19 protein-coding genes are annotated in these 24,368 nt (G+C 41.3%); 13 read left to right on the plus strand and 6 right to left on the minus strand.

What is annotated here, in order from left to right; all coding sequences use genetic code 11:
- Nucleotides 1-120: 120 nt before the first annotated feature.
- Nucleotides 121-2,907 carry a leucine--tRNA ligase gene (gene leuS / locus CLV32_RS11165; RefSeq protein ID WP_133555404.1) on the minus strand — a complete coding sequence of 929 codons (2,787 nt, stop codon included), beginning with the start codon at nucleotides 2,905-2,907 and terminating at the stop codon, nucleotides 121-123.
- Nucleotides 2,908-3,137: 230 nt separating this feature from the next.
- On the opposite strand from leuS, the gene CLV32_RS11170 reads away from it, so the two are divergent.
- The 8 genes from CLV32_RS11170 to CLV32_RS11205 all read left to right on the plus strand — a co-directional run bounded on the left by CLV32_RS11170 (nucleotide 3,138) and on the right by CLV32_RS11205 (nucleotide 10,958).
- Nucleotides 3,138-4,016 carry a cell division protein FtsX gene (locus tag CLV32_RS11170; protein ID WP_133555406.1) on the plus strand — a complete coding sequence of 293 codons (879 nt, stop codon included), beginning with the start codon at nucleotides 3,138-3,140 and terminating at the stop codon, nucleotides 4,014-4,016.
- Nucleotides 4,016-4,240, plus strand: a complete 225-nt coding sequence (locus CLV32_RS11175; RefSeq protein WP_133555408.1) for a DUF3098 domain-containing protein — start codon at nucleotides 4,016-4,018, stop codon at nucleotides 4,238-4,240. Before CLV32_RS11170 ends, CLV32_RS11175 begins: the two co-directional genes overlap by 1 nt.
- A 7-nt stretch (nucleotides 4,241-4,247) precedes the next feature.
- Nucleotides 4,248-5,042, plus strand: coding sequence for an undecaprenyl-diphosphate phosphatase (locus tag CLV32_RS11180; RefSeq protein WP_133555410.1), 795 nt, complete (start codon nucleotides 4,248-4,250; stop codon nucleotides 5,040-5,042).
- Entirely contained in the window at nucleotides 5,042-5,773 is a 732-nt protein-coding gene (truB, locus tag CLV32_RS11185) for a tRNA pseudouridine(55) synthase TruB (protein WP_133555412.1), read from the plus strand. Before CLV32_RS11180 ends, truB begins: the two co-directional genes overlap by 1 nt.
- Nucleotides 5,774-5,775: 2 nt before the next feature.
- Nucleotides 5,776-6,639, plus strand: coding sequence for a YitT family protein (locus tag CLV32_RS11190; protein ID WP_133555414.1), 864 nt, complete (start codon nucleotides 5,776-5,778; stop codon nucleotides 6,637-6,639).
- A gap of 15 nt (nucleotides 6,640-6,654) precedes the next feature.
- Nucleotides 6,655-7,590, plus strand: a complete 936-nt coding sequence (locus tag CLV32_RS11195) for a bifunctional riboflavin kinase/FAD synthetase (RefSeq protein ID WP_133555416.1) — start codon at nucleotides 6,655-6,657, stop codon at nucleotides 7,588-7,590.
- 75 nt (nucleotides 7,591-7,665) lie between these two features.
- Nucleotides 7,666-9,891 carry a cation:proton antiporter domain-containing protein gene (locus CLV32_RS11200; RefSeq protein WP_133555418.1) on the plus strand — a complete coding sequence of 742 codons (2,226 nt, stop codon included), beginning with the start codon at nucleotides 7,666-7,668 and terminating at the stop codon, nucleotides 9,889-9,891.
- A 29-nt stretch (nucleotides 9,892-9,920) separates the two neighbouring features.
- Nucleotides 9,921-10,958: a DUF2157 domain-containing protein gene (locus CLV32_RS11205; RefSeq protein WP_133555420.1), complete on the plus strand. Its 1,038-nt coding sequence runs from the start codon at nucleotides 9,921-9,923 to the stop codon at nucleotides 10,956-10,958.
- On the opposite strand, the gene CLV32_RS11210 is transcribed toward CLV32_RS11205, so the two are convergent.
- Nucleotides 10,955-11,575 carry a LysE family transporter gene (locus CLV32_RS11210; RefSeq protein ID WP_133555422.1) on the minus strand — a complete coding sequence of 207 codons (621 nt, stop codon included), beginning with the start codon at nucleotides 11,573-11,575 and terminating at the stop codon, nucleotides 10,955-10,957. The genes CLV32_RS11205 and CLV32_RS11210 overlap by 4 nt on opposite strands.
- A 14-nt stretch (nucleotides 11,576-11,589) precedes the next feature.
- A complete protein-coding gene (gene uvrA / locus CLV32_RS11215) occupies nucleotides 11,590-14,391 on the minus strand; it encodes an excinuclease ABC subunit UvrA (RefSeq protein WP_133555424.1) in 2,802 nt (933 codons plus the stop codon).
- Between the two features lie 262 nt (nucleotides 14,392-14,653).
- Here uvrA and CLV32_RS11220 point away from each other — a divergent pair, with 262 nt between their 5' ends.
- The 4 genes from CLV32_RS11220 (at nucleotide 14,654) to recA (ending at nucleotide 17,388) form a co-directional block, all read left to right on the plus strand.
- Nucleotides 14,654-15,229 carry an RNA polymerase sigma factor gene (locus CLV32_RS11220; RefSeq protein ID WP_133555603.1) on the plus strand — a complete coding sequence of 192 codons (576 nt, stop codon included), beginning with the start codon at nucleotides 14,654-14,656 and terminating at the stop codon, nucleotides 15,227-15,229.
- A gap of 89 nt (nucleotides 15,230-15,318) precedes the next feature.
- Nucleotides 15,319-15,516 (plus strand): hypothetical protein, encoded by a 198-nt coding sequence (locus CLV32_RS11225; RefSeq protein WP_133555426.1) that lies wholly within the window; start codon nucleotides 15,319-15,321, stop codon nucleotides 15,514-15,516.
- A gap of 61 nt (nucleotides 15,517-15,577) precedes the next feature.
- On the plus strand, nucleotides 15,578-16,240 hold the full coding sequence (gene nth / locus CLV32_RS11230) for an endonuclease III (protein WP_133555428.1): 663 nt from the start codon (nucleotides 15,578-15,580) through the stop codon (nucleotides 16,238-16,240).
- A gap of 131 nt (nucleotides 16,241-16,371) precedes the next feature.
- Nucleotides 16,372-17,388, plus strand: coding sequence for a recombinase RecA (gene recA / locus CLV32_RS11235; protein WP_133555430.1), 1,017 nt, complete (start codon nucleotides 16,372-16,374; stop codon nucleotides 17,386-17,388).
- A 46-nt stretch (nucleotides 17,389-17,434) separates the two neighbouring features.
- On the opposite strand, the gene CLV32_RS11240 is transcribed toward recA, so the two are convergent.
- Nucleotides 17,435-17,638, minus strand: a complete 204-nt coding sequence (locus CLV32_RS11240; protein WP_133555432.1) for a hypothetical protein — start codon at nucleotides 17,636-17,638, stop codon at nucleotides 17,435-17,437.
- A 17-nt stretch (nucleotides 17,639-17,655) separates the two neighbouring features.
- Nucleotides 17,656-18,657: a tRNA (adenosine(37)-N6)-threonylcarbamoyltransferase complex transferase subunit TsaD gene (gene tsaD, locus CLV32_RS11245; RefSeq protein WP_133555434.1), complete on the minus strand. Its 1,002-nt coding sequence runs from the start codon at nucleotides 18,655-18,657 to the stop codon at nucleotides 17,656-17,658.
- A gap of 77 nt (nucleotides 18,658-18,734) precedes the next feature.
- On the opposite strand from tsaD, the gene CLV32_RS11250 reads away from it, so the two are divergent.
- Nucleotides 18,735-23,150 (plus strand): translocation/assembly module TamB domain-containing protein, encoded by a 4,416-nt coding sequence (locus CLV32_RS11250; RefSeq protein ID WP_243732287.1) that lies wholly within the window; start codon nucleotides 18,735-18,737, stop codon nucleotides 23,148-23,150.
- Here the strand turns inward: CLV32_RS11250 and CLV32_RS11255 are convergent.
- On the minus strand, nucleotides 23,147-24,358 hold the full coding sequence (locus CLV32_RS11255) for a bifunctional 3,4-dihydroxy-2-butanone-4-phosphate synthase/GTP cyclohydrolase II (RefSeq protein ID WP_133555438.1): 1,212 nt from the start codon (nucleotides 24,356-24,358) through the stop codon (nucleotides 23,147-23,149). The two genes, CLV32_RS11250 and CLV32_RS11255, sit on opposite strands and share 4 nt — an antisense overlap.
- Between the last annotated feature and the right edge of the window lie 10 nt (nucleotides 24,359-24,368).

Genomic DNA, 24,368 nt, shown 5'->3' on the forward strand with positions numbered 1-24,368 from the left:
CCCCTTAAGGAGTAAAAGATGACGACCGGTCGAAAATTCGGGGTAAAAGGCAGATTATGACCGGCAAAAAAAAATGCATCAGCGGAAAACTGATGCATTTAACAAGGAATTTATGGTAGTCTAGATCACGATGTTCACGATCCGTCCTTTAACAACGATCATCTTTTTAGGGGCTTTTCCTTCCAGATATTTTTGCACCTGCTCATCGGCAAGAACATATTGTTCTACTGCAGGAATGTCAAGGCTTAAGCTGATGTTCAGATTCAGCCTGGTCTTACCATTAAACGATATCGGGTAGCTAAATTCGTCCTCAACCAAATACTCAGGCACGAAAACAGGATATTTTGCATACGATAGTGATCCTGCAGGATTTCCCAACAACTGCCACAACTCCTCGCAGATGTGGGGTGCATAAGACGCCAACACGACGACAAGGTTTTCCAGAACCTGCTTATTGTTTGACTTCAAATCTGTGAGCTCATTTACGGCGATCATAAAACTAGAAACTGAAGTATTGAACGAGAACCGCTCAATATCGTCCTGTACCTTTTTAATAATTTTGTGCAGGGTCTTCAGTTCAGCTTTAGAAGGCTCAGCGTCAGAAACATTAAATTCCCATGCTTCATTATGGAACAACCTCCAGAACTTGCGCAAGAATTTAAAGACACCTTCAATACCGTTTGTATTCCATGGTTTGCTTTGCTCCAGCGGACCCAAAAACATCTCATACATACGCAGCGTATCTGCACCGTAATTTTCGATCAGTACATCAGGATTAACGACATTGTACAGGGATTTAGACATTTTCTCCACTTCAACACCGCAGATATAATGTCCATTTTCCAGAATAAACTCAGCATCTGCAAACTCAGGCCTAAAAAGTTTAAACTTCTCAATATCAAGAATTTCGTTATCTACAATATTTACATCTACATGCAGGGCGGTAGTTTTATATTGATTTTTAAGTCCGTGAGAAACCAGGGTATTGGTAGCTTTACCATCGGCTTCAATTACACGGTAAACTAAGTTACTGCGCCCCAGGATCATACCCTGGTTAATTAACTTTTTAAATGGCTCTTCCTCATTCACATAGCCCATATCTTTCAGGAATTTATTCCAGAAACGGCTATATAACAGGTGTCCTGTTGCGTGCTCAGAACCACCAATATATAAATCAACATCCTTCCAGTAGCTTACAGCCTCTTCTGAAGCAAAGCGATCAGGATTCATGGCATCCATATAACGGTACCAATACCAGCTGGATCCTGCCCATCCGGGCATTGTACTCAGTTCGTAGGTATACTGATCTTCGTAGCTCCAACTTTCTGCGCGTCCTAGGGGAGGTTCGCCGCTTTCTGTAGGCAGATATTTATCGACTTCAGGTAACAATAGAGGCAGTTCTTCTTCCTTGATAAGGTAAGGTAACCCGTCTTTAAAATATACGGGGATTGGCTCTCCCCAATAGCGCTGGCGACCAAAAATTGCATCGCGCATGCGGTAATTTATTTTTGCTTTACCCAGATTTTGCGCTTCCAACCAACTGTTGATTGCAGGAATAGCTTCAGCGTAAGTCATACCGGTAATAAATCCTGAATTGATATATTTCCCCTCTTTAGTTGGATCAGCCTGTTCGGCAATATTGGTTTGTGAATCCAGAATCTGGACCACCGGCAGGCCAAAGTGCTTAGCAAATAACCAGTCGCGCTGATCTCCACTCGGCACGCCCATTACAGCTCCGGTTCCATATCCGGCAAGTACGTAATCAGCAATCCACAGCTGTACTTTTTCTCCGGTGATCGGGTTCAATACGTAGCTACCTGTAAAGGCTCCCGATACTGTTTTGGTATCAGACATCCTGTCCAGTTCAGATTTCTTTTTAGTCTGGGCGATATACCCGTTAACAGCATCTGCCTGAGCTGCCGTTGTCAATGTACTTACCAGCTCATGTTCAGGCGCGAGCACCAGGAAAGAAACACCAAAGATGGTATCCACACGGGTGGTAAAAACCTCAATAAAACCTTCATTTTCCGCAATAGGGAACTTAACACTGGCACCAACACTCTTACCAATCCAGTTACGCTGCATCTCTTTTACAGGCTCAGGCCAGTCAATCGTATTCAATCCTTGCAACAGGCGCTCTGCGTATGCAGAGATGCGCATGCTCCATTGCATCATTTTTTTCTGTTCTACGGGGTGCCCTCCTCTTTCAGAGTATCCTTCCTTAACCTCATCATTAGCAAGCACGGTACCCAGTGCCGCGCACCAGTTTACAGTACTCTCACGCAGATAGGTCAAACGGTATTTCAATAGAATAATTTGCTTTTCTTCAGGCGTCATCGTGGCCCAGTCGCTAGGCATAAAGGAAACAACATCCTCATCGCACACCGCCTTAACATCAGCATTACCCGCGGCATTGAATTTCTCAATCAGGGTGGTGATATCTTCAGCGCGGTCTGTTTCCAGATTGTACCATGAATTGAACAGTAACATAAAGATCCACTGTGTCCATTTGTAATAGCCGGGTTCACTGGTTCTCACTTCTCTCGACCAGTCGAATGAAAATCCGATTTGATCTAGTTGACGGCGGTAGGTTGCGATATTTGCTGTTGTTGTTACTGCCGGATGCTGACCAGTTTGTATTGCGTATTGTTCTGCAGGAAGGCCAAAAGAATCGTAGCCCATCGGGTGTAACACATTGAAGCCTTTGAGTCTTTTATATCTTGAAAAGATGTCTGATGCAATATAACCCAGGGGATGGCCTACATGCAAACCGGCACCTGAGGGGTATGGGAACATATCAAGCACATAAAACTTAGGTTTATCAGAAGTAGCTTCTGCTTTAAATGTCTGGTTTTGAGCCCAGAAGCCCTGCCACTTTTTCTCTATTTCTTTAAATTGGTAATCCATTACGACTGTTTTCCTTTATACAGCGCGAAAATAACGAAATAATTGACCAAAGCCGAAACAGAAGCGTGCTTTGTTAATATCCAGGAATGTTAAATTGTGTTAAGGTTTTTGACGGCAAACCATTTATTTAGACATTCGTTATAGGTTTAGGTATAAAACAGGATAAAAAGCCTTATTATTTATTTAAGTTGCTTATATTTTTTATTTTCGCAAAACATAAATAGAACTACATGGAAGAATTTGAAGTCAGTGATGCTTCTAAAAAGACTAAGACCATCTATATCTCAACCATTTTCAGTATTGCATTGGTACTGGTAATGCTGGGTATGTTGGGCCTTATTCTGGTGCACGCCAAAAACCTTTCTAATTACGTTAAAGAAAATATCGTACTGAATATTATTGTTGACGAAGGTGCCAAAGAGGCCGACGTGATTCAATTTCAGAAGGAGCTGGATGGAAATATCGCCGTTAGGCAAACACAATATGTAAACAAGGAACTTGCCGCGCGGAACCTGACTCAGGATCTTGGCGAAGACTTTGTAAACTTCCTGGGCTACAACCCACTGTTATCTACAGTAGATGTTTACCTGAAAGCAGACTATGCCAATACGAAGGGCATTGAGACTTTAAAGGCTCAAATCAGTAAAAATCCCGTGGTTAAGGAAGTGATTTACCAAAGTTCACTAATTGATATGGTGAATAAAAACATCAACACCATCAGTCTCGTGATTTTGGCTTTTGCTGCGATTTTATTGGTTATTTCTGTAGCGCTGATCAACAACACCATCCGCCTGGCGATATATTCGCAGCGCTTTTTGATTAAAAGTATGCAACTGGTAGGCGCCACACGCAACTTCATTAGGAAACCTTTCATCCTGATTGCGGCCCTGCACGGATTGATCGCGGCGTTCATTGCCATCATTATTTTGCTGGGTGTTCTTTTCTATGCCCAGCGTGAGATTCCAGAGATCGTTATCCTCAGAAACTACACAGAATTCGGTTTTGTCCTGATCTTCCTTGTAGGTGTAGGGATTTTCATTACAGCGATCAGCACCCTATTTGCGGTGAGCAAGTATTTACGTTTAAAAATTTACGACCTTTACAGATAATGGCAGAAAAAAAAGCAACTCCTGTACATCAGGATCAAAAGAGTGAATTGGTATTCACTAAAAAGAACTATCAACTGCTGTTAATCAGCATGGCTATCGTTGTATTCGGTTTTATCCTGATGATTGGCGAAACAGATATCTACGATTTCAGAAAAACGTTATTGGCGCCAATGGTTGTGCTTTTCGGTTTCGGTTTTGGTATTTATGCTATTTTAAAGAAATAGTAAAACCATGAATTACATACAGGCCTTAATCCTTGCTATTATTGAGGGATTAACAGAGTTTTTACCGGTATCCTCTACCGGCCACATGGTTATTGCCAGCTCCTTTATGGGCATTGGTACTGACGAATTTGTTAAGCTTTTTGAAGTAGCCATCCAACTTGGAGCTATCCTCGCTGTAGTGGTATTATACTGGAAAAAGTTCTTCGACTTTTCTAAATGGCAGTTTTACGTGAAGCTGATCATTGCAGTGATTCCGGCTTTATTTTTTGGATTCCTGCTCAACGACTTCATCGACAACACACTTGGTAATCCTATTTTTATCGCTGTTGTGTTACTACTTGGCGGGATCGTCCTGCTTTTTATCGACCGTTTCTTTCAAAAACCGACGATTCACAATGAACAAGAAATGAGTAATCTGACTGCATTTAAGATTGGATGCTTTCAGGTTCTTGCCGTTGCCTTTCCAGGATTAAGCCGCAGTGCTGCCACAATAATAGGTGGTATGCAGCAAAAGCTCAGTAGAAATGCTGCTGCAGAGTTCTCTTTTTTCCTTGCTGTGCCTACGATGTGTGCCGCAACAGGATATAAAATGTTAAAAGGTTATCATTTGCTTAACGCAGATAATATTAAGCTCTTGCTTTTTGGAAATGCTGTAGCTTTCATCGTGGCTATCATTGCCATCAGATCTTTTATCACGTTCCTTTCCAAGCATGGTTTCCGTGTTTTCGGATGGTACAGAATTGCGCTTGGTATCGTTATTCTGGCCCTTTACTTTGCAAATGTACCAATGACGATTAACTAATGTCTGAAGAACAAACAGATTCCAATATACCGGCTGTAAATTTTCCTGATTTCAATTTTGCCGAAGGCGAGCTTCTCCTTATCAATAAACCTTATAAGTGGACTTCATTTGATGTGGTTGGCAAGATCAGGAACAGCATGAAGCCGCTAAAGTTGAAAGTAGGCCATGCCGGCACACTTGACCCACTGGCAACAGGCTTACTGATTATCTGCACGGGTAAATTAACCAAGCAGATTGACACCTTTCAGGCACAGGAAAAGGAATATACCGGAACCATGATAGTTGGTGCAACAACACCATCTTTTGACATGGAGACAGCGGTTGATCAGGAATTCCCCACCAGTCATATTACTGAACAGCAAATTTATGCCGCTACGGCTGCATTTACCGGAGATATCCAACAGTATCCCCCTGCACACTCTGCAGTAAAGGTGAATGGAGAACGCCTGTATGTAAAAGCGCGTCGTGGCGAAGAAACGGAACTCAGGTTACGTTTTGTAACCGTATCCGCATTCGAGATCACCCGGATTGCTTTGCCCGAAATAGATTTTAGAATCGTGTGCAGCAAAGGAACTTATATCCGCTCCCTCGTTTCAGACTTCGGTATGGCGCTTAACAGCGGGGCCTACCTGTCTAAACTAACGAGAACCCGCAGCGGGGATTTCCTGCTCGAGAATGCATTTGAAGTAGCCGACCTTGTTAGCTATATTCGTAGCAAAAAAGAATCGTAGCCATGCGCAGCCGTTTCAAGAGTAAAAATCTAAGGTTTTTAAAAGAACTCTTTCTGATCACCTGTGGGGTGGTATCGGCAACATTTGGCCTAAAAAGCTTCTTGATCCCTAACGGGTTTATTGACGGTGGAGTAACCGGTATATCCCTGTTGATCAGCACGCTGACTGGACTTAAACTCCATTATCTTATCCTGGTGATCAATATCCCATTCGTAATCCTGGGGTATATGCAAATCGGTAAAGGTTTTGCGATTAAAACATCTGTTGCCATATTCGCCCTGGCGGTTATGCTGGTTGTAATTCCCTTCCAGCCGATTACAGACGACAAATTGCTCATTGCTTTTTTTGGGGGACTGTTTTTAGGCGGTGGTATCGGTTTGGCGATGCGCGGTGGTTGTGTAATTGACGGTACTGAAGTTCTGGCACTCTACATCAGTAGAAAAAGTGTCCTTACGGTTGGCAACATCATCCTGATCCTGAATATCGCAATATTCAGCTTTGCGGCCATATACCTCGGCATAACCACTGCATTGTATGCAATACTAACCTATCTTTCGGCATCTAAGACTGTTGATTATATCGTCAACGGTATAGAACAATATACCGGTGTTACCGTTATATCTGAAAAGAATGAACACATCAAGCAATACATCATGAATGAGATGAAACGTGGTGTGACCATTTATAAGGGTGAAGGTGGGTATATCGAAAAAAGAGACATAGACATCCTATACACTGTTGTTACTAAGCTGGAAATGGGCAAGCTTCAGACCGCTATCCGTCAGATCGACGCTGATGCTTTTGTGGTGCAACAACAAATAGCAGACATTAAAGGAGGCGTTGTAAAAAAACAGGCCTTACACTAACATAATTTCCACGTTTTGAAAATATATAACCACCTTTCGGAGTTTACAAAGTTAACCAATGCAGCAGTAACCATCGGTACTTTTGACGGCGTACATTTTGGTCACCACAAGATTATTAAAAGACTGTGCGAGCTGGCAAAAATAAATGGCGGTGAGAGTGTGATCCTTACTTTTTTTCCGCACCCCCGATTGATTATTGATCCCGAAAATCAGGATCTCAAAATGCTGAATACCATCGATGAGAAAGCAAAGATCCTGGAAGAGCTTGGTGTTGACCACCTCATCATTACACCATTTACCCGTGATTTCTCCAACCTGAGTCCGCAGGAATATATCGCAAACATCCTTGTTGGACAATTGGGCATGAAACAGATTATCGTGGGTTATGACCACCGGTTTGGAAAAGACCGGAAGGGGGGCATGAAAGAGCTTCAGGAATATTCTACGATACTCAACTACGGTATTGAGGAGATTCCGGAGCAGGATATCAACGATGTTGCCGTATCCTCTACTAAAATCCGAACTGCTATTCTGGAAGGTAATGTGGCATTAGCCGCCGAATACCTCGGTTACTATTTTTCTTTATATGGAAGGGTAATTAAGGGCGACAAAATTGGCCGTACCATAGGCTTCCCTACTGCAAATATCTTTGTAGAAGAAAGTTATAAGATCATCCCTTCTGACGGAATTTATGCGGTTACAGTGGCCATAGACAAAAGAGAATATCGGGGTATGGCTTACATCGGACAACGTCCAACAATCAACGGAATGACCAGAAATATCGAGGTTAATATTTTTGATTTTGACCAGGAAATTTACGGACAATATATCACGATGTACTTTAATGAATTTTTGCGTCACGATGTGAAATTCACCGGACTGGAAGCCTTAAAAGTCCAGTTGGGGAAAGACAAGGAAGATACCCTTGAATTCTTTAAAAAAATATCCTGACAGGTAAAAAGACCAGCTTTAGATTAAAAACAGGCTTATTATTTGCGTATATTGGCAAGGATACCCAATATGCCTATGATTCATTTACCGCAGCTCATTACCGATTTAGCTTTAATACTTGCCGCGGCAGGAATAACCACACTGCTGTTCAAAAAGATAAAACAACCGTTAGTATTAGGGTATATCCTTGCAGGGTTATTAGTTGGGCCGCATATCAAATTCATCCCAACGGTTACTGATAACGAAAGTATACACATTTGGGCAGAGATCGGTGTAATCTTTTTGCTGTTCAGTCTCGGCCTTGAGTTCAGTTTTAAAAAGCTGGTTAAAGTGGGCGGCTCAGCCTCTATCACCGCCGTTGTAGAAGTCTTAGTGATGTTGGTAATCGGCTTTTGTGCTGGCATGGCCATGGGCTGGTCCACGATGGACAGTATATTCTTAGGCGGGATCCTTTCTGTATCCTCCACAACAATCATCATCAGGGCCTTTGAAGAACTCGGAGTTAAGCATAAAAAATTCGCTAACCTGGTATTTGGTGTACTCATCGTAGAAGACCTGGTCGCTATTCTGCTACTGGTTCTTTTATCTACCTTGGCAGTCAGTCAGCAATTTGCCGGCACAGAAATGCTGGTCTCGATCCTCAAGCTTTGCTTCTTCCTGGTGCTTTGGTTTATAGGTGGTATATTTTTGGTGCCGACATTTCTTAAAAAGACAAAGAACTTAATGAATGATGAAACCATGCTTGTGGTTTCTGTTGCACTTTGTCTTCTTATGGTGTTGCTTGCTGTAAAAGTCGGGTTCTCCCCCGCCCTTGGGGCGTTCATTATGGGATCAATACTTGCAGAAACAACGCAGGCTGAAAAAATTGAGCACCTCACTAAGTCAGTTAAAGATTTATTTGCAGCGATTTTCTTTGTATCCGTAGGGATGCTTATTGATCCCGCAATTCTGATAGACTATGCGCTACCTATCCTCATCATTACATTGGCTACAGTGCTGGGTAAATTTTTAAGTTCAGGCATGGGGGCACTGATCTCCGGGCAACCGCTTAAAACGGCTGTTCAAACGGGAATGAGCCTGGCGCAGATTGGTGAGTTTTCTTTCATCATCGCCACATTGGGTCTAACATTAAAGGTAACAAGTGATTTCCTTTATCCTATTGCTGTGGCGGTATCTGCAATTACAACGTTTACTACCCCTTATTTGATTAAGGCATCAGAGCCTTTTTATAACTTCCTGGATCGGAAACTCCCTGAAAAATGGACAGCAGGTATTCGCAAATACAGTGCTTCTACGGCTGGGATCACGACGATGAGCGACTGGAAAACGCTATTAAAATCCTATGCCTCTAATACGGTAATTCATGCTGTAATCCTCATTGCCTGTGTGTTTTTAGGGGCAAGATATTTACAACCGTTTATTACCGAGCACCTGATTAATGGCGACCGTGGTATTATCCTGGCTTTATTTCTTTCGCTGGTGCTGATGCTTCCGTTTTTATGGGCATTGTCTATCCGAAGAATTCAAAGAAAGGCTTACACGAATCTTTGGCTTAACAAAAGATATACCCGTGGCCCACTGATAGCGATTGAGGTACTCAGGATTTTACTGGGAATCTTCTTTGTGGGCTTCCTGATTTATCAGTTTTATGACAGCGCAGTAGCCGGACTAATCGCACTGGTGTTGATGATTGCGGTATTGTTTATCTTCTCCAGAAAGCTGCAGACTTTTTACGATAGATTAGAAAATCGTTTTCTCGGGAACCTTAACGCCCGCGAGATTGAAAATGCACAGCCAGAAATACTTCCCTGGGATAGTCACCTGACAGAGTTGATTGTTGCTCCAGAATCAGAAATTGTTGGCCGTTCTTTGGTAGACCTTGGTGTGCGCGAAAAATATGGGATAAACATCGCACTTATAGAACGCGGGAAATTGATGATCCCTACGCCAGGTAGAGCGGAACGCTTATATCCTAACGATAAAGTATTGATTATCGGAACTGATGAAGAGCTGGCTGCTGTTAAGCAACTCTTTGAGGGCAATGCACACGAACATGAAGTCAGTTTTCCTAAAAAAGATATGACCCTTCAAAAGATCGTCATCAACAGTAGTTCGCCAGTGTATGGACAAAGTATCCGGGATTCAGGCATCCGCGAAAAAACGCAAGGACTCGTTGTGGGCATAGAAAGAGGCGGTCAGCGGATATTAAATCCTGATTCTAACCTTATTTTTGAAAACGAAGACATCGTCTGGATTGTTGGTAACAATAAAAAAATTCCTGATCTGCTTAAGAAAACATAAATTCAAATCTGCAACCAGTATCATCAATCATGAAAATAGACCAGGAAAAAAGCGACTTCTTAGATGAGATGCTGGAGCATTGGAAGGACGAGCAACTGCTAACGGCTGATGAGGTAAAGCGACTAAAGAATAGTTACGAAACAAAGGCATTCGACTGGCGCCGACTTGCGCAATACTCTTTCTGGATTGCCATGGCCTGTGGTGTTATCTCCCTTGGTGCCTTGTTAATCGACAAAGAGATCTTAAATTACCTCGCAAAATTATACGACACACCCGATTTTATCATCTGTTTGCTATCTGCTGCTGCAGCAGGCACACTGTATTATTTCGCTTTCAAACGCCGGCAAACGCATGTACGGCAGATATTTAGCAATGATGCTTTGATTTTCAGTGCGGTGATGCTTACCGCCAATGCAATCGCCTACCTCGGAAAAAGTATCAGTCATGGTGGCTCACATTATTCCCTGTTAATTTTGCTCTCTGTTTTTATTTACGGAGCGCTGGCCTTCCTGTTTAGATCCCGGTTAATCTGGATTTTTGTCCTGGTATCCCTAGGCGCCTGGTTTGGAACCGAAACCGGCTACCTGTCACGGTGGAACTGGTATTTTGCCGGCATGAATTATCCTTTACGTTTTGTCGCATTTGGATTGGTCATCACCGCTGTCGCTCTCCTGTTGAGAGACAGTAAACGATTCTCCGTTTTCTATCAGACAAGTTATATCTGCGGCATGGTTTACCTGTTTGTATCGTTATGGTTGCTTTCCGTATTTGGCAACTTCGGCACGATAGAAGAATGGTCTGGCATTAAACAAATCCACTTGTTTTACTGGGCTATTATCTCTGCAGGATGTTGTGTAGTCAGCATCTACGCAGGATTGAAATACCGGGACGATATAGCTCGCGAATTTGGCATTACCTTTCTTTTCCTTAATTTATATACCCGCTATTTTGAATATTTCTGGGACAGCTGGCATAAAGCATTGTTTTTCTGCGTGCTCGCGGCCTCATTCTGGTTTATTGGCCGCAGAGCTGAAAAGATCTGGAATGTGGAATTCCTTAAACGTTAGTGTTTGATAAAGTGCAGGCTGACTTTAACAATATGATATAACGACAATGCAAAAAACAGCAGGGCTATACTTTTATTGACCACATAGCTACTCAAAGTAAACTTTTCCTGAATGTAACTTGCAAAGCGTGCAAATCCATATAAAACCAAGGCTGCACCAATACCAGATCCAATGCTAAATACTGCTAATGACAAATAGCCCGTATTGATCCATTCATGCGAAATAAGGTAGGTGCCGACAAACAACCAGTATGGAATTTGCATGGGGTTGAGTACGCCAAGCAACATACCATATCGAATACTGTCTTTCTTTGAATGGTCTGTATTGGGCATCTCTTTTCTCGATCTCCAGGTAATTATACCCAGGATACCAAACACCACAATCATCGCTATATCGATGTAATCACTTAGATTTACCGTTAGCGCCAACCACTGCACAAAGCGCATAATCGCAAACGTAAATAATATCTCTACGCATGCAAATGCCACAATGAAATAATAGGCTTGTTTTAACCCCTTGTTGATGGTAATCTGCACAACTGTTAAATTAATATTCCCTGGAGGGATATAGCCGATAGAATTGCACAGAATTCCCAGAAAGAGTGTTAAAAAAAGCATAGGCGAAGATACAATTATTTCATGTGGTCTGCCAAATACCTGGCCGTATAAGAACTTTTTGCAGTAAGCAGTGCTTCAGGCGTCCCCTCAAAAACAAGGTTACCTCCTTTATCGCCACCCTCCGGACCGATGTCAATAACCCAGTCGGCTGATTTGATCATATCCATATTATGCTCAATTACCAAGATCGTATTCCCTTGTTCAATTAAGGTATTCAGGGCAATAAGCAGTTTTTTGATGTCATGAAAATGCAGTCCCGTAGTGGGTTCGTCAAAAATAAACATCGTTTTATTTGCCTGATTTCCTTTAATAAGGAAAGAGGCCAGCTTGATACGCTGTGCTTCACCGCCCGATAGTGTATTTGATGACTGCCCCAGGTGAACATAGCCCAAGCCTACATCAACCAGCGGCTGTAGTTTATTTAGAATCTTCGTTTCGTTTTTGAAGAATGCTACTGCTTCCTCAATCGTTAAATCCAGGATGTCTGCAACATTTTTATCCTGATAGGTAACATCAAGTACCTGCTGTTTAAATCTCCGGCCACCGCAGGTTTCGCATGGTAGATAGATATCTGCCATAAACTGCATTTCTATTTTCACTTCTCCTTCACCCTGACAAACATCACATCTTCCACCCTCTACATTGAATGAGAAGGCAGCGGGTTTTAATCCGGCAGCTTTAGATGCTGGCAAAGCAGCAAATAATGCCCTTACATCATCCCAGGCCTTAACATAGGTCACAGGGTTAGATCTCGACGACCGTCCAATAGGATTTTGGTCGACCATTTCCACCTGGCTTACCAGATCCACGTTGCCTGAAATACCATCATAAGACCCGGTCTGCTCACCTGCATAGTTCCCTATTGCTTTTTGCAAAGCTGGATACAGAATTTTCTTGATCAGACTGGTTTTACCAGATCCAGAAACTCCACTTACTACTGTGAATACACCTAAAGGGAATTTAACATCTATATTTTTGAGGTTATTTTCACGCGCCCCTTTAATCAGTATATGATCTTTCCATGGCCTGCGCAATTTGGGAATAGCAATTTGCTCTGCACCAGAAAGGTACTTCCCTGTAAGACTCTTCTTATCTTTAATAATCTGATTGTAGGTGCCGCTAAAAACCAGATTACCACCATGCGTTCCCGCTTCAGGACCAATATCAATGATATGATCGGCGGCCTTCATCATTTCTTCTTCGTGCTCTACTACAATCACCGTGTTGCCCACATTTCTCAATGACACCAATACCTCAATCAGTTTGTTAGTATCTCGTGGATGCAAACCGATACTAGGCTCATCCAGTACATAGATAGATCCAACCAAGCTACTGCCCAACGATGTGGCGAGGTTAATTCTTTGCGATTCCCCACCCGAAAGTGTGTTTGACAAACGATTCAGGGTAAGATACCCTAACCCTACATTATTTAAATACAAGACTCTGTTCCTGATTTCTGCCAATAACCGTTTAGATATCTTCTGATCGTTTTCCGATAATTTCAGGCCATCAAAGAAGTCAAGCATACCCGACAGCGGCATCAGTACGACATCAATGATTGAGCGTCCATCAATCTTCACATAAGATGCATCTTTTCTCAGCCTTGATCCCTTGCAGTCTGGACAAACGGTTTTTCCGCGGTAACGCGACAGCATTACCCGATATTGGATCTTATACGTCTGCTCTTCCAGTTCTTTAAAGAAATCATCAAGGCCCTGGAAATATTTATTTCCCGTCCAGACAAGACGTTGTTGTTTTTCGGTTAGGTCGCTGTAAGAACGGTGTATCGGAAAATCAAACTTCTCCGCATTTTTGATCAGTTTGTTCAACCATTCCCGCATCTTCTCACCTCTCCATGGAGCTATGGCATTATCATATAAACTTTTACTCTTATCGGGGATAACGAGATCTTCGTCAATACCGATTACATTCCCATAGCCCTCACATCTTTTACAGGCACCATAAGGATTGTTGAAGCTAAAGAAGTTCGGCGTAGGTTCCTCGAACCGGATTCCATCCAGCTCAAAACGATCGCAGAAATGAGAAATCTCATTGCCTGTCTCTACATAACAATCCCCTTTTCCTTCAAAAAACGCTGTTTGTACAGAATCAGCAATCCGGTTGATCGTTTCTTCATCGGTACGAACTACAACGCGATCGATCAGAATTTTGACCGTTCCGGAATCTGTTAATTCATAATCCTCAAAGTCAGCATCTTCCAGTACTGTTTCGATTTTATATAATTTATCATCAATAAAAACACGCAAAAACCCTTTTTGCAACAATACTGCCAGTTCTTCTTTTAACGAGCGACTGTTGTGGGGGTATAACGGACAATAGATTGTTGCGGTAGTTTCTTCGCCAAGCGAGACAATAAAATCTACCACTGTTGATACTGTATCTTTTTTTACCTGCTTACCAGATTCAGGCGCATAGGTCTTTCCAATCCTGGAAAACAATAATTTCAGGTAATCGTAAATCTCTGTTGAGGTTCCTACTGTCGACCGCGGATTAGAGGTAATTACTTTTTGTTCTATAGCAATAGCAGGTGCAATCCCCTTGATGTAATCTACGTCTGGTTTGTTCATCCGGCCCATAAACTGTCGCGCATAAGACGACAAACTTTCTACATACCTACGCTGACCCTCAGCATATAAAGTATCGAAAGCAAGGGATGATTTGCCGGAGCCCGACATCCCTGTAATGACAACAAGTTTGTTTTTAGGAATTGCAACATCAATATTCTTGAGGTTGTGTACTCTGGCACCTTTTATGATAATATGTTGATGTGGATCTTTCTCGGTTTCTTTGCTCATTGATCTATTAATAGATGGATGCAAATATAACCCAAATAACGCAATATTAGTTTTTTGGAGATGCCCAAAAAGAAACCTCGGAAACAGATTTAATATTTTTTAACACTTTTTATATTGCATTGTAATAAAAAAATGCTTCTTTTGAAAAGAATAAAGAAAACGATTTACACCACCATCTAAACCTCATAGGAGAAACGCTATAGATTAAAACCTCTACTAGATATTTTTTAGCAAAAGCAAGGAATTTAGTATGAAAACTCCTATTAAACTACAGTTACATAGTGATCAGGATCTGGTGAAGTTTTACCTCAATGGGGATGAATCTGTTTTGGAGGAGCTTTTAAAAAGGCACAAATCTAAGATTTACACCTCTATCTATTTATTGGTTAAAGACCAGTATCTGGCAGAAGACATCTTCCAGGATGCATTCATTAAAGTAATCAACACACTCCGTTCAGGACGTTATAACGAAGAAGGTAAATTTTTACCTTGGGTATTGCGCATTGCGCACAATTTGGTGATCGACTATTTCAGAAAAGAAAAGCGGACACCTGTCATCACAAGTTCTGACGGAACCGACGTTCTGGGTGCCCTGCAAATCCTGGAAGAAAGTGCGGAAGACCGCCTGTTAAGGGAACAGACCCATGCCGACCTCAGGACGATGATCCATCTGCTTCCTGATGAACAGAAAGAAGTTTTGATCATGCGTCATTATGCTGATCTCAGCTTTAAGGAAATCGCTGATCTTACCGACGTTAGCATCAACACTGCACTTGGAAGAATGCGCTATGCATTGAGCAATCTGCGTAAGATGATGAAGGTAAAAGAGGTGAGTTAATCCTTTAAGTTTAAGAAAAGCTAATATTCTTTTATGGCTTAAAATAAATAGCAAATAGTTGCGTTTTCATATAAAACAAAAACCTATTTATGCTTATGATTAAAACCTTTACTTCACCCGACAGTGTAAATCACGCACAGCAACAACCGGACTTATCGGATCCGGATTTGCTGGAACCGGCAGATGCTTTGTATTACGAAAGTATTAAACCAGAACTCAATAAGCTGGTTAAAGACCCTAGTGATGAGACCATCTTAAAAATACTTTCCTATTCCAGGACAATGTAAATTCGATAAGAAAGCTGCCAGAATCTGACAGCTTTTTTTATTTACTATCTTATATTTGTAGATGCTTAAAAAGGAAAGGTATCAAGCTTTTGTTACGCATTTCGCCGCAAAACAACCTGATGCAGAAACAGAGCTTCATTACAACAATCCATTCCAGCTGCTTGTAGCCGTAATTTTGTCGGCACAGTGCACAGACAAAAGGATTAATCAGGTTACCCCGGCACTTTTTCAACGTTTTCCGACGCCAAAATCACTTGCCGAAGTGACGCCTGATATCGTTTTTGATTATATCAGAAGCGTGAGTTATCCTAATAACAAGGCTAAACATCTTGTAGGTATGGCAAATATGCTATTACATGATTTTAACAATGAAGTTCCTTCAGACATCAATGAGTTGCAAAAAATGCCCGGCGTAGGCAGAAAAACAGCAAATGTAATTGCTTCGGTAATATATAATGCGCCAGCTATGGCAGTTGACACCCATGTGTATAGGGTAGCCAGAAGAATTGGCCTTACTAATGGTAAGACTCCCCTGGCGGTAGAGAAAGACCTTGTCAAGAATCTTCCGGAACACACCATTCATATTGCGCACCATTGGCTGATTCTACATGGGAGGTACGTCTGTGTTGCCAGATCACCTAAATGTAGCATCTGTGAGATCACTTCTATTTGCAGGTACTTTGAAAGGATGACTAAAGCAACTAAAGATATTAGTCATGAATAAATATTTTTTATCAATATACTTTTATTCCCAAATAAATATGTATTTTTGCTAAAATAGTTAGCACGACAATACAAATAAACTTTTTTATAAAAAATAAATATTTTATATTTACGTACAGAATTTAACAACATATGAATCCAAACGCAGATAAATTAAAAGCTTTACAGCTGACCTTAGATAAACTGGAAAAATCTTATGGTAAAGGTGCTGTGATGAAACTCGGCGACAAAGCTATAGAGCAGATCGAGTCTATTTCAACAGGTTCTATCAGTCTGGATATCGCCTTGGGCATTGGTGGTGTACCTAAAGGTCGTGTTATTGAAATCTACGGACCTGAATCTTCAGGTAAAACTACCCTGGCAACGCATATTATTGCAGAAGCTCAGAAGAAAGGTGGCGTCGCTGCCTTTATTGATGCAGAGCATGCATTTGATAAATTTTACGCCAGGAAACTGGGTGTAGATGTTGAGAACCTGCTGATTGCTCAGCCTGACAATGGTGAGCAGGCCTTGGAAATCGCAGATAATCTGATCCGCTCTGGTGCAATTGATGTCATTGTGATTGACTCCGTGGCTGCATTAGTTCCTAAGGCAGAGATTGAAGGTGAAATGGGTGATTCAAAAATGGGTCTACAGGCAAGACTGATGTCTCAGGCCTTGCGTAAGTTAACAGGTACCATCGCTAAGACCGGATGTTGCTGTATCTTCATCAACCAGTTGCGTGAAAAAATTGGTGTGATGTTCGGTAACCCGGAAACTACCACAGGTGGTAATGCATTGAAATTCTATGCTTCGGTTCGTCTTGATATCCGCAGAACCTCACAGATCAAAGACTCTGATGAAGTTTCAGGAAACAGAATCAAAGTGAAAATCGTAAAAAATAAAGTTGCTCCTCCTTTCCGAATCGCTGAGTTCGACATCATGTTTAACCAGGGGATCTCTAAGGTAGGTGAGATTATTGACCTTGGTGTTGATTTTAATATCATTAAAAAAGCCGGATCATGGTTCTCTTACGGAGATACTAAACTTGGTCAGGGTAGAGATGCTGTGAAACAACTCTTGCTTGATAATCCGGAATTGTCCGACGAGATCGAGAAAAAGATCAGGGAAGAAGTTACCGGAGAAAAACTGGAAGAAAAAGAAGCTTAGTCTTTAGAAAGTAGATAAGGCCGCCTGCAAAAACAGGCGGCCTTTTTTATTGTGTATTGCTGATGGTATTTGTACCATCCATAAATTTGGCGTCAATGGTAATTGCAACAATAACCGCTACAATAATTGCAGCAATCAGCACGGCAATCCCAAGGTAGTTTTTCTTTTTATCCTGTTTGATCAACCATACCAGGAATATAATAAATGGAATCAGCATCAGGCCGATAAACACAAAGCTCATTGTACTCATAATCTGTATCTTTTATACTAGAAAACCATCCTAGAAGTGGGAGCAACATCCTGCCCAACAAAATCTTTTTCTATAAATTTATAATGTCCTGCGATAGCAATCATTGCCGCATTATCAGTACAATATTGAAACGCCGGAATGTAAGTTCTCCAACCTAATTCGGCCTCCATTCCCTTAAGCGCCGCGCGCAAGCCAGAGTTTGCCGAAACACCCCCAGCAATAGCAATTTCCTTAATGCCATATTGTTGTGCAGCCTTCTTAAGTTTTGCAAGTAAAATTTGTACGATACTATGCTGTACAGAAGCACAGATATCCTCTAAATGTTGAGCAATAAAATCGGGATTGGCTTTCACGTTGTCACGCACAAAATATAGAATGGCCGTTTTAAAGCCACTAAAGCTATAATCGAGATCTTTTATTTGTGGCACTGGGAATTTGTAGGCTAATGGATTACCCAGTTGCGCATGTTTATCTATTAACGGGCCGCCAGGATAAGGAAGATTCAGAATCTTAGCCGTCTTATCGAAGGCCTCACCTGCTGCGTCATCCAATGTCTCTCCTACTATTTCCATATCGAAATAATCTTTAACGAGGACAATCTGCGTATGTCCGCCAGAAACCGTCAAACATAAAAAAGGAAACGATGGTTTGGGATCATCAATAAAATGAGCCAGGATATGCGCGTGCATGTGATTCACAGCAATAAGCGGCAAATCGAGCGCCAAAGCAAACGATTTGGCAAAAGACACCCCTACTAGTAAAGAACCCAAGAGTCCTGGCCCACGCGTAAATGCTACTGCATTCAGTTCCTTTTTATTAACTTTAGCATCTGTTAAAGCCTGCTGAATTACCGGAACGATATTTTGCTGGTGTACCCTGGAAGCGAGTTCCGGAATTACACCTCCATAATTTTCATGAATTGTTTGGTTTGCGATAACATTGGCCGTAATTTTGCCGTTGTTACAGACAGCAACCGAAGTTTCATCACAAGAAGATTCAATAGCAAGGATTATAGACACGTTTATATTTATTAAGCTACAAAACTATCAAAAAACTATTAAAAATACTTCTTTGGTTCATTGCATCAATTTTGCTCTTGATTGCAGTACTGATTTTCTCCCTACAGTTCAAACCTGTACAGACCTATGTGGCTAAAAAAGCAGCCGCATACCTGTCTAAAGAACTACATACCACAATTTCACTTTCCGGAATTTACCTTAAGCCTTTTAAATCTGTAGTCATCGAAGATTTGATGGTCCTGGATTTGCAACACGACACCTTACTGAATACACCAAGATTTTTGATCGATCTAAACCTGCTGTCCATCAAACAGCGTATTGTAGATGTCAATACCGTCCAGATCAACGATGGGCGATTTTTTCTTAAATCTTATGCAAATGGCGATACCAATCTTGATTTCATCATTAATTACTTTGACTCCGGAACTACAACGCCGGTAAAAAAGAAAAAACCCTACAATATAACTTTCGACAGGATCATCTTAAATAATATTGATTTCAGGTATAAAAACCTCAAATATAAGGATACGATCAAAGGGGTTAATTTTGACGATGCACATCTTACACAATTTAACGGAATTTTCGAAAACCTAAATACTAAAGATCACCTGTTGCAGGCAAACATCAAAAATCTAAACTTCAAGGAAAAGAGCGGCTTCCAACTTAAAAACCTTACTGCCTATACTACGATAGATACTAACGCTATTGAACTGAAGAACTTGTTATTGGTAACAAACCAAAGTCGGCTGAAAGATTATTTCAGAATGAAATTCAATAGTTTCAAAGACTTCAACAGCTATATCACAAAAGTAAGAATGAAAGCTAACTTTAAGGATAGCCACTTGTCATCGCATGATATAGCCTATTTCGCTCCTGAGATGGAGAACATGAAACTCGACATTGACGTTGACGGGGAGATTACGGGATTGGTGAACGATCTGAAAGCAAAAAAACTGCTTGTAAAGGCCGGGAAGGCAACCTATATCAAAGGGGATTTTATACTGAAAGGATTGCCAAATTTGAATGATACCTATATGGATCTGAAGATTGCAATGGCCGGAACAAATAGAAAAGATCTGGACGATATTCTGAGTAGCACGACAGGAAAGAAAGTTAAGCTTATTCCACCTATAATTGAAAAGTTCGGAAATATCAATTTCAATGGTTCTTTTACTGGATTTCAGAATGACTTCATTGCCTACGGAGAATTTAAGACCAAGATAGGTCGTATTGTTTCCGATGTGAATATGAAGATTGACAAGAAGGGGGTTCCCTCCTATTCTGGCAAGGTTCAGGCATACGATTTTAATATCGGCAACCTGCTTGACGAGCAGAGTCTTGGAAAAGTGTCTGCTACAGTTTCCGTACAGGGGGTAGGAACTGAAATTCGCACCCTTAAAGAAAAGATTGATGGGAAAGTAGACTATATAGATTTTAACGATTACCGATATCGGAATGCGCTAATCAAAGGAACGTTTGACAAACGATTGTTTGATGGTAGCCTTAAAGTGAACGACAAGAACATCCAGCTGGTTTTTGATGGCAGCGTAAACCTTAACCCAAAATTGCCAGTATTTAATTTCCAGGCAAGCATCAAAAACGCAAAACTGAAAGCACTTAAACTCTTTAAAGATTCACTCAAAGTAGATGCTGAATTTAAGACCAATTTTTCAGGTGATAACCTCAATAATATCCAGGGAGATCTTAGGATCGAAAGAATTCGATTGGACAATGTAAAGGGCATCTACAACATTGATTCCGTGTATTTAAAGGCGCAAGGACTTGGAGCCGACCGTGCGTTGACGATCAATTCGGATGTATTTGACGCCAGCATTAAGGGGCAATATGACCTGAACACCATTCCATCTTATTATAAAGCGCTGGCAAAGACCTATATCCCATCTCTGAAGACCGATGTCAGAAATTATAACGATCAGATCTTCCAGTTTAACTTACAAATCAAAAGGTTTGCGCCAGTAGCACAGCTTATTGCACCCGGACTTGAAATTGATGAACAAGCACTTCTAATTGGAAATTTTGATTCCAGAAATAACATCGCTACACTAAACGGCTTTGTGAAAAAATTAAAGTATAATGGTATTACGGCCAATAATATCATTATTGATGAAAATACAACCACCAAACAATTACAGGCAATCATCACATCTGACCGGGTTGACATAAATGATAGCTTATATATTAAGAACGTCAACATTTCCAACATTTTAAGAAACGACAGTCTGGCGCTCAACGTCAAACTGTCCAACGCAGATGACGCCAATCAACTGGATTTAAACGGACTGGTAGAATTCGCAAGTGATACCACTGCACGAGTCAGCATATTGCCATCGACGTTAAAAATCAATAGTGAAGATTGGAAGATCCAGGAAAAAGTAAGGATCAGTTTTATCGATGGAAAAACCGAGATCAGTAATTTTGACCTAAGCAACGGGACACAACTGCTTACAATAGATGGAAAAGTATCTAATGATCCAGCTGATGCGGTAATCATAGGCTTCAAGAATTTTAACCTGAAAACCTTCAATCCTTTCACCAGAGGATATGGCGTGAAACTTGGAGGCAATTTAAATGGAGGGACAAGTATTTATGGTGTGCTTAAATCACCAAGGGTTAGTGATAACATTACAATTGACTCCTTAACGTTTAACGATAGCTATATCGGCAGTCTTGTTGATACATCTTCTTTCAACCAGGTAAAAGACCAGGTCAATATCTATACCCGGATCCTAACCGACGACAAGGAGACTTTCAAAATTGACGGGGGGCTGGATCTAAAAGAGAAACAGATCGACCTTACGGTGAAAATGAACGACAGCAAACTAGCCGTTCTTGAACCTTTCGTAAAAGACCTGGTTTCTAATCTACGCGGGAATATCTCTTCTGACATCACTGTAAAGGGACCGCTCAGCAAGCCAGAAATCAATGGCGATGTAAGTTTCGACGAGGGGCAACTCACCGTAAACTACCTGAAAACTGCGTATACAATATCACAAAAAGTACGGGTAGAAAATAGTGTCGTTCAGATTGAGGACCTTAAACTAAAAGATGTTGACGGCAACATAGCTACAGCAAATGGCACAGTTAACTTAAACGATCTTAACAACCCTAATCTTGACATAGATATATCTGCACGTAATTTTATGGCGCTAAATACTACTGCAAAAGATAACCCGCTTTACTTCGGATTAGCTTACGCTACCGGAACCTTTAAATTTAAAGGCCCAACAAATAAAATGTTCATTGGGATCGATGCTAAAACTGAAAAAGGGACAGTATTTAATCTGCCGTTAAACAGTTCTGAAACCGTGAGTAGCAAAGACTTTATCACCTTTGTGAGCAAAGACACGGCTAATGCTGTCAAACCGTCCTCTAGTTTCGACGGACTAACCATGAGCTTTAAGCTTTCTGTAGATCCAAATACCACCTGTAACCTGTTTACAAACCTTGGTAACCTAAGTGGGAAAGGTAATGCAGAGCTTAGTCTGGAGATCAATAGTTTTGGCGACTTTGAGATGTCTGGCGACTATATCATCGAATCAGGTAGTTTCGACTTTACAGCACAAGAGGTCATCAATAAAAAATTCACCATCAGGCAAGGTGGATCTATCCGCTGGACCGGTAACCCGCTAAATGCACAGATCCAGCTTAAGGCAGTTTATTCGCTGCGCGCGAGCCTTGCAGATCTATATACCGCAGCCAACAGGGATCAGAGTAGTTCTGCAAACGACAGGGTACTTACTGAGGTAGAAATGGGTTTATCAGGCCTGTTATTGAAACCAGACATTAAACTGGATATTTTCTTCCCTTCCAATCCTGGTATTAAAGAAGAATTTCAGGCGTACTTTAATGACTCAAACAACCTTGATATTCAGGCTTTCAGTTTAATTATACGCAGAAGTTTTGCTCCCGGAACAGGTAAAGACTTCGGTCAGCAGATCACTTCTGGTGTAACGAGTACAGCCACAGAATTGCTCTTTAATCAATTCAACAATGTGCTGTCTAGTCTCAATCTTGATTTCGTGGATATCAACGTGCGGTCATTCAGCGAGGCTAATGCATCCTTCAAATTCTTTAACGACAGGATCGTACTCAATGCGGGTATTGTAGACAGAAGAAGCAACAACGACCTTTCATTAATTGGCTTTTCCAAAAATAACGTAGGTGGAGAAGTAGAGATCCTCGCACTGATTAAAAGAGACGGATCGCTTGTAGGTAAACTGGCTAATAAGCCACCTACACAGCAAAGTGTCTTTATCAACTCAGGAATCAATCAAAACACAAATGTAACCTCACTCGGGCTTATTTACACCCAACAGTTCGATACCTTCAGGGAATTCCTGCAAAAGGTTACCGGGCAATACAAAAGGAATCAGAAAAAGAAAGCAGAAGAACAGGCACAAAAAGAAAAACAGCTCCTGAATAAAGAAGCTGTTTTAGAAAATGAAAAAAACCAGAAGATTAAAAAGAATTAACCTTTCATAATCTGGTGGCCCATTTTATCTCTTTTAGTACGCAAATAAGTCTCGTTATGCACATTACTTTCTATTTCGATAGGAATGTTTTCAACCACTTCCAAACCGTAGCCAATAAGTCCGGCACGCTTTGTAGGATTGTTAGACATTAAACGCATTTTAGTTACGCCCTGTGCCCTGATAATTTGAGCACCTACGCCATAATCACGCTCATCCCCTTTAAAACCTAATTTAATATTTGCCTCTACAGTATCAAAACCTGCATCCTGTAAGTTATAAGATCTTAACTTATTAACCAGTCCGATACCACGACCTTCCTGGTTCATATACACTACGAGTCCTTTACCCTCTTTTTCAATCATTTTTAAAGCCTCATGCAACTGCGGACCACAATCGCATCGGCAGGAACCGAATATATCCCCTGTAACGCAAGAACTATGTACACGAACCATCACAGGCTCGTCTGCAGTCCAGGTTCCTTTACTGATTGCTAAATGGGTAGCATTGTTATCCACCTGTGTATAGGCAGTCATTTTAAAATCGCCCCATTCTGTAGGCAGGTTGATCGTAACTTCGGGAACCACTAAACTTTCCTGCGCGAGTCTATATGCAATAAGGTCTTTAATAGAAATAATTTTAAGCTTATGTTGCTCAGCAATTTTGATCAGATCAGGTAAGCGCGCCATTTCGCCATCATCTTTCATGATCTCTACCAAAACTCCGGCTGGCTCCATTCCAGCAAGCCTAGCCAGATCAACTGTTGCCTCAGTGTGACCGGAGCGTCTGATAACCCCGCCGTCTTTAGCACGTAGCGGAAAAATATGTCCTGGTCTGCCTAATTCTGATGGATCAGTGTTTGGGTTTATGAGTGCTTGAATCGTTTTAGAACGGTCTGACGCAGAGATACCAGTCGTACAACCGTGTCCGATAAGGTCTACTGAGACTGTAAAATTAGTCTCGTACGCAGCGGTGTTTTTACCAACCATCAGTTCCAGGTTGAGCTCGTCACAACGCTGTTCAGTCAGTGCTGCGCAAATCAGTCCGCGGCCATAAGTAGCCATAAAATTAATAACCTCTGGAGTAGCATTGGCGGCCGCTGTGAGGAAGTCACCTTCATTTTCCCTGTCCTCATCGTCAACAACGATCACAACTTTACCAGCTTTTATATCCTCAATAGCATCTGCTATTGTATTTAATTGAATATCCATTATATAGTAT

Source organism: Pedobacter duraquae (genome assembly GCF_004362245.1).
GTDB classification, from domain to species: domain Bacteria; phylum Bacteroidota; class Bacteroidia; order Sphingobacteriales; family Sphingobacteriaceae; genus Pedobacter; species Pedobacter duraquae.

What these genes read in the sequence shown, in the direction of transcription:
- leuS (WP_133555404.1), bottom strand. Translation starts at nt 2,907, where the DNA reads ATGGATTACCAATTTAAAGAAATAGAGAAAAAGTGGCAGGGCTTCTGG.
- CLV32_RS11170 (WP_133555406.1), top strand. Translation starts at nt 3,138, where the DNA reads ATGGAAGAATTTGAAGTCAGTGATGCTTCTAAAAAGACTAAGACCATC.
- CLV32_RS11175 (WP_133555408.1), top strand. Translation starts at nt 4,016, where the DNA reads ATGGCAGAAAAAAAAGCAACTCCTGTACATCAGGATCAAAAGAGTGAA.
- CLV32_RS11180 (WP_133555410.1), top strand. Translation starts at nt 4,248, where the DNA reads ATGAATTACATACAGGCCTTAATCCTTGCTATTATTGAGGGATTAACA.
- truB (WP_133555412.1), top strand. Translation starts at nt 5,042, where the DNA reads ATGTCTGAAGAACAAACAGATTCCAATATACCGGCTGTAAATTTTCCT.
- CLV32_RS11190 (WP_133555414.1), top strand. Translation starts at nt 5,776, where the DNA reads ATGCGCAGCCGTTTCAAGAGTAAAAATCTAAGGTTTTTAAAAGAACTC.
- CLV32_RS11200 (WP_133555418.1), top strand. Translation starts at nt 7,666, where the DNA reads ATGATTCATTTACCGCAGCTCATTACCGATTTAGCTTTAATACTTGCC.
- CLV32_RS11205 (WP_133555420.1), top strand. Translation starts at nt 9,921, where the DNA reads ATGAAAATAGACCAGGAAAAAAGCGACTTCTTAGATGAGATGCTGGAG.
- CLV32_RS11210 (WP_133555422.1), bottom strand. Translation starts at nt 11,575, where the DNA reads ATGCTTTTTTTAACACTCTTTCTGGGAATTCTGTGCAATTCTATCGGC.
- uvrA (WP_133555424.1), bottom strand. Translation starts at nt 14,391, where the DNA reads ATGAGCAAAGAAACCGAGAAAGATCCACATCAACATATTATCATAAAA.
- CLV32_RS11225 (WP_133555426.1), top strand. Translation starts at nt 15,319, where the DNA reads ATGCTTATGATTAAAACCTTTACTTCACCCGACAGTGTAAATCACGCA.
- nth (WP_133555428.1), top strand. Translation starts at nt 15,578, where the DNA reads ATGCTTAAAAAGGAAAGGTATCAAGCTTTTGTTACGCATTTCGCCGCA.
- recA (WP_133555430.1), top strand. Translation starts at nt 16,372, where the DNA reads ATGAATCCAAACGCAGATAAATTAAAAGCTTTACAGCTGACCTTAGAT.
- CLV32_RS11240 (WP_133555432.1), bottom strand. Translation starts at nt 17,638, where the DNA reads ATGAGTACAATGAGCTTTGTGTTTATCGGCCTGATGCTGATTCCATTT.
- CLV32_RS11255 (WP_133555438.1), bottom strand. Translation starts at nt 24,358, where the DNA reads ATGGATATTCAATTAAATACAATAGCAGATGCTATTGAGGATATAAAA.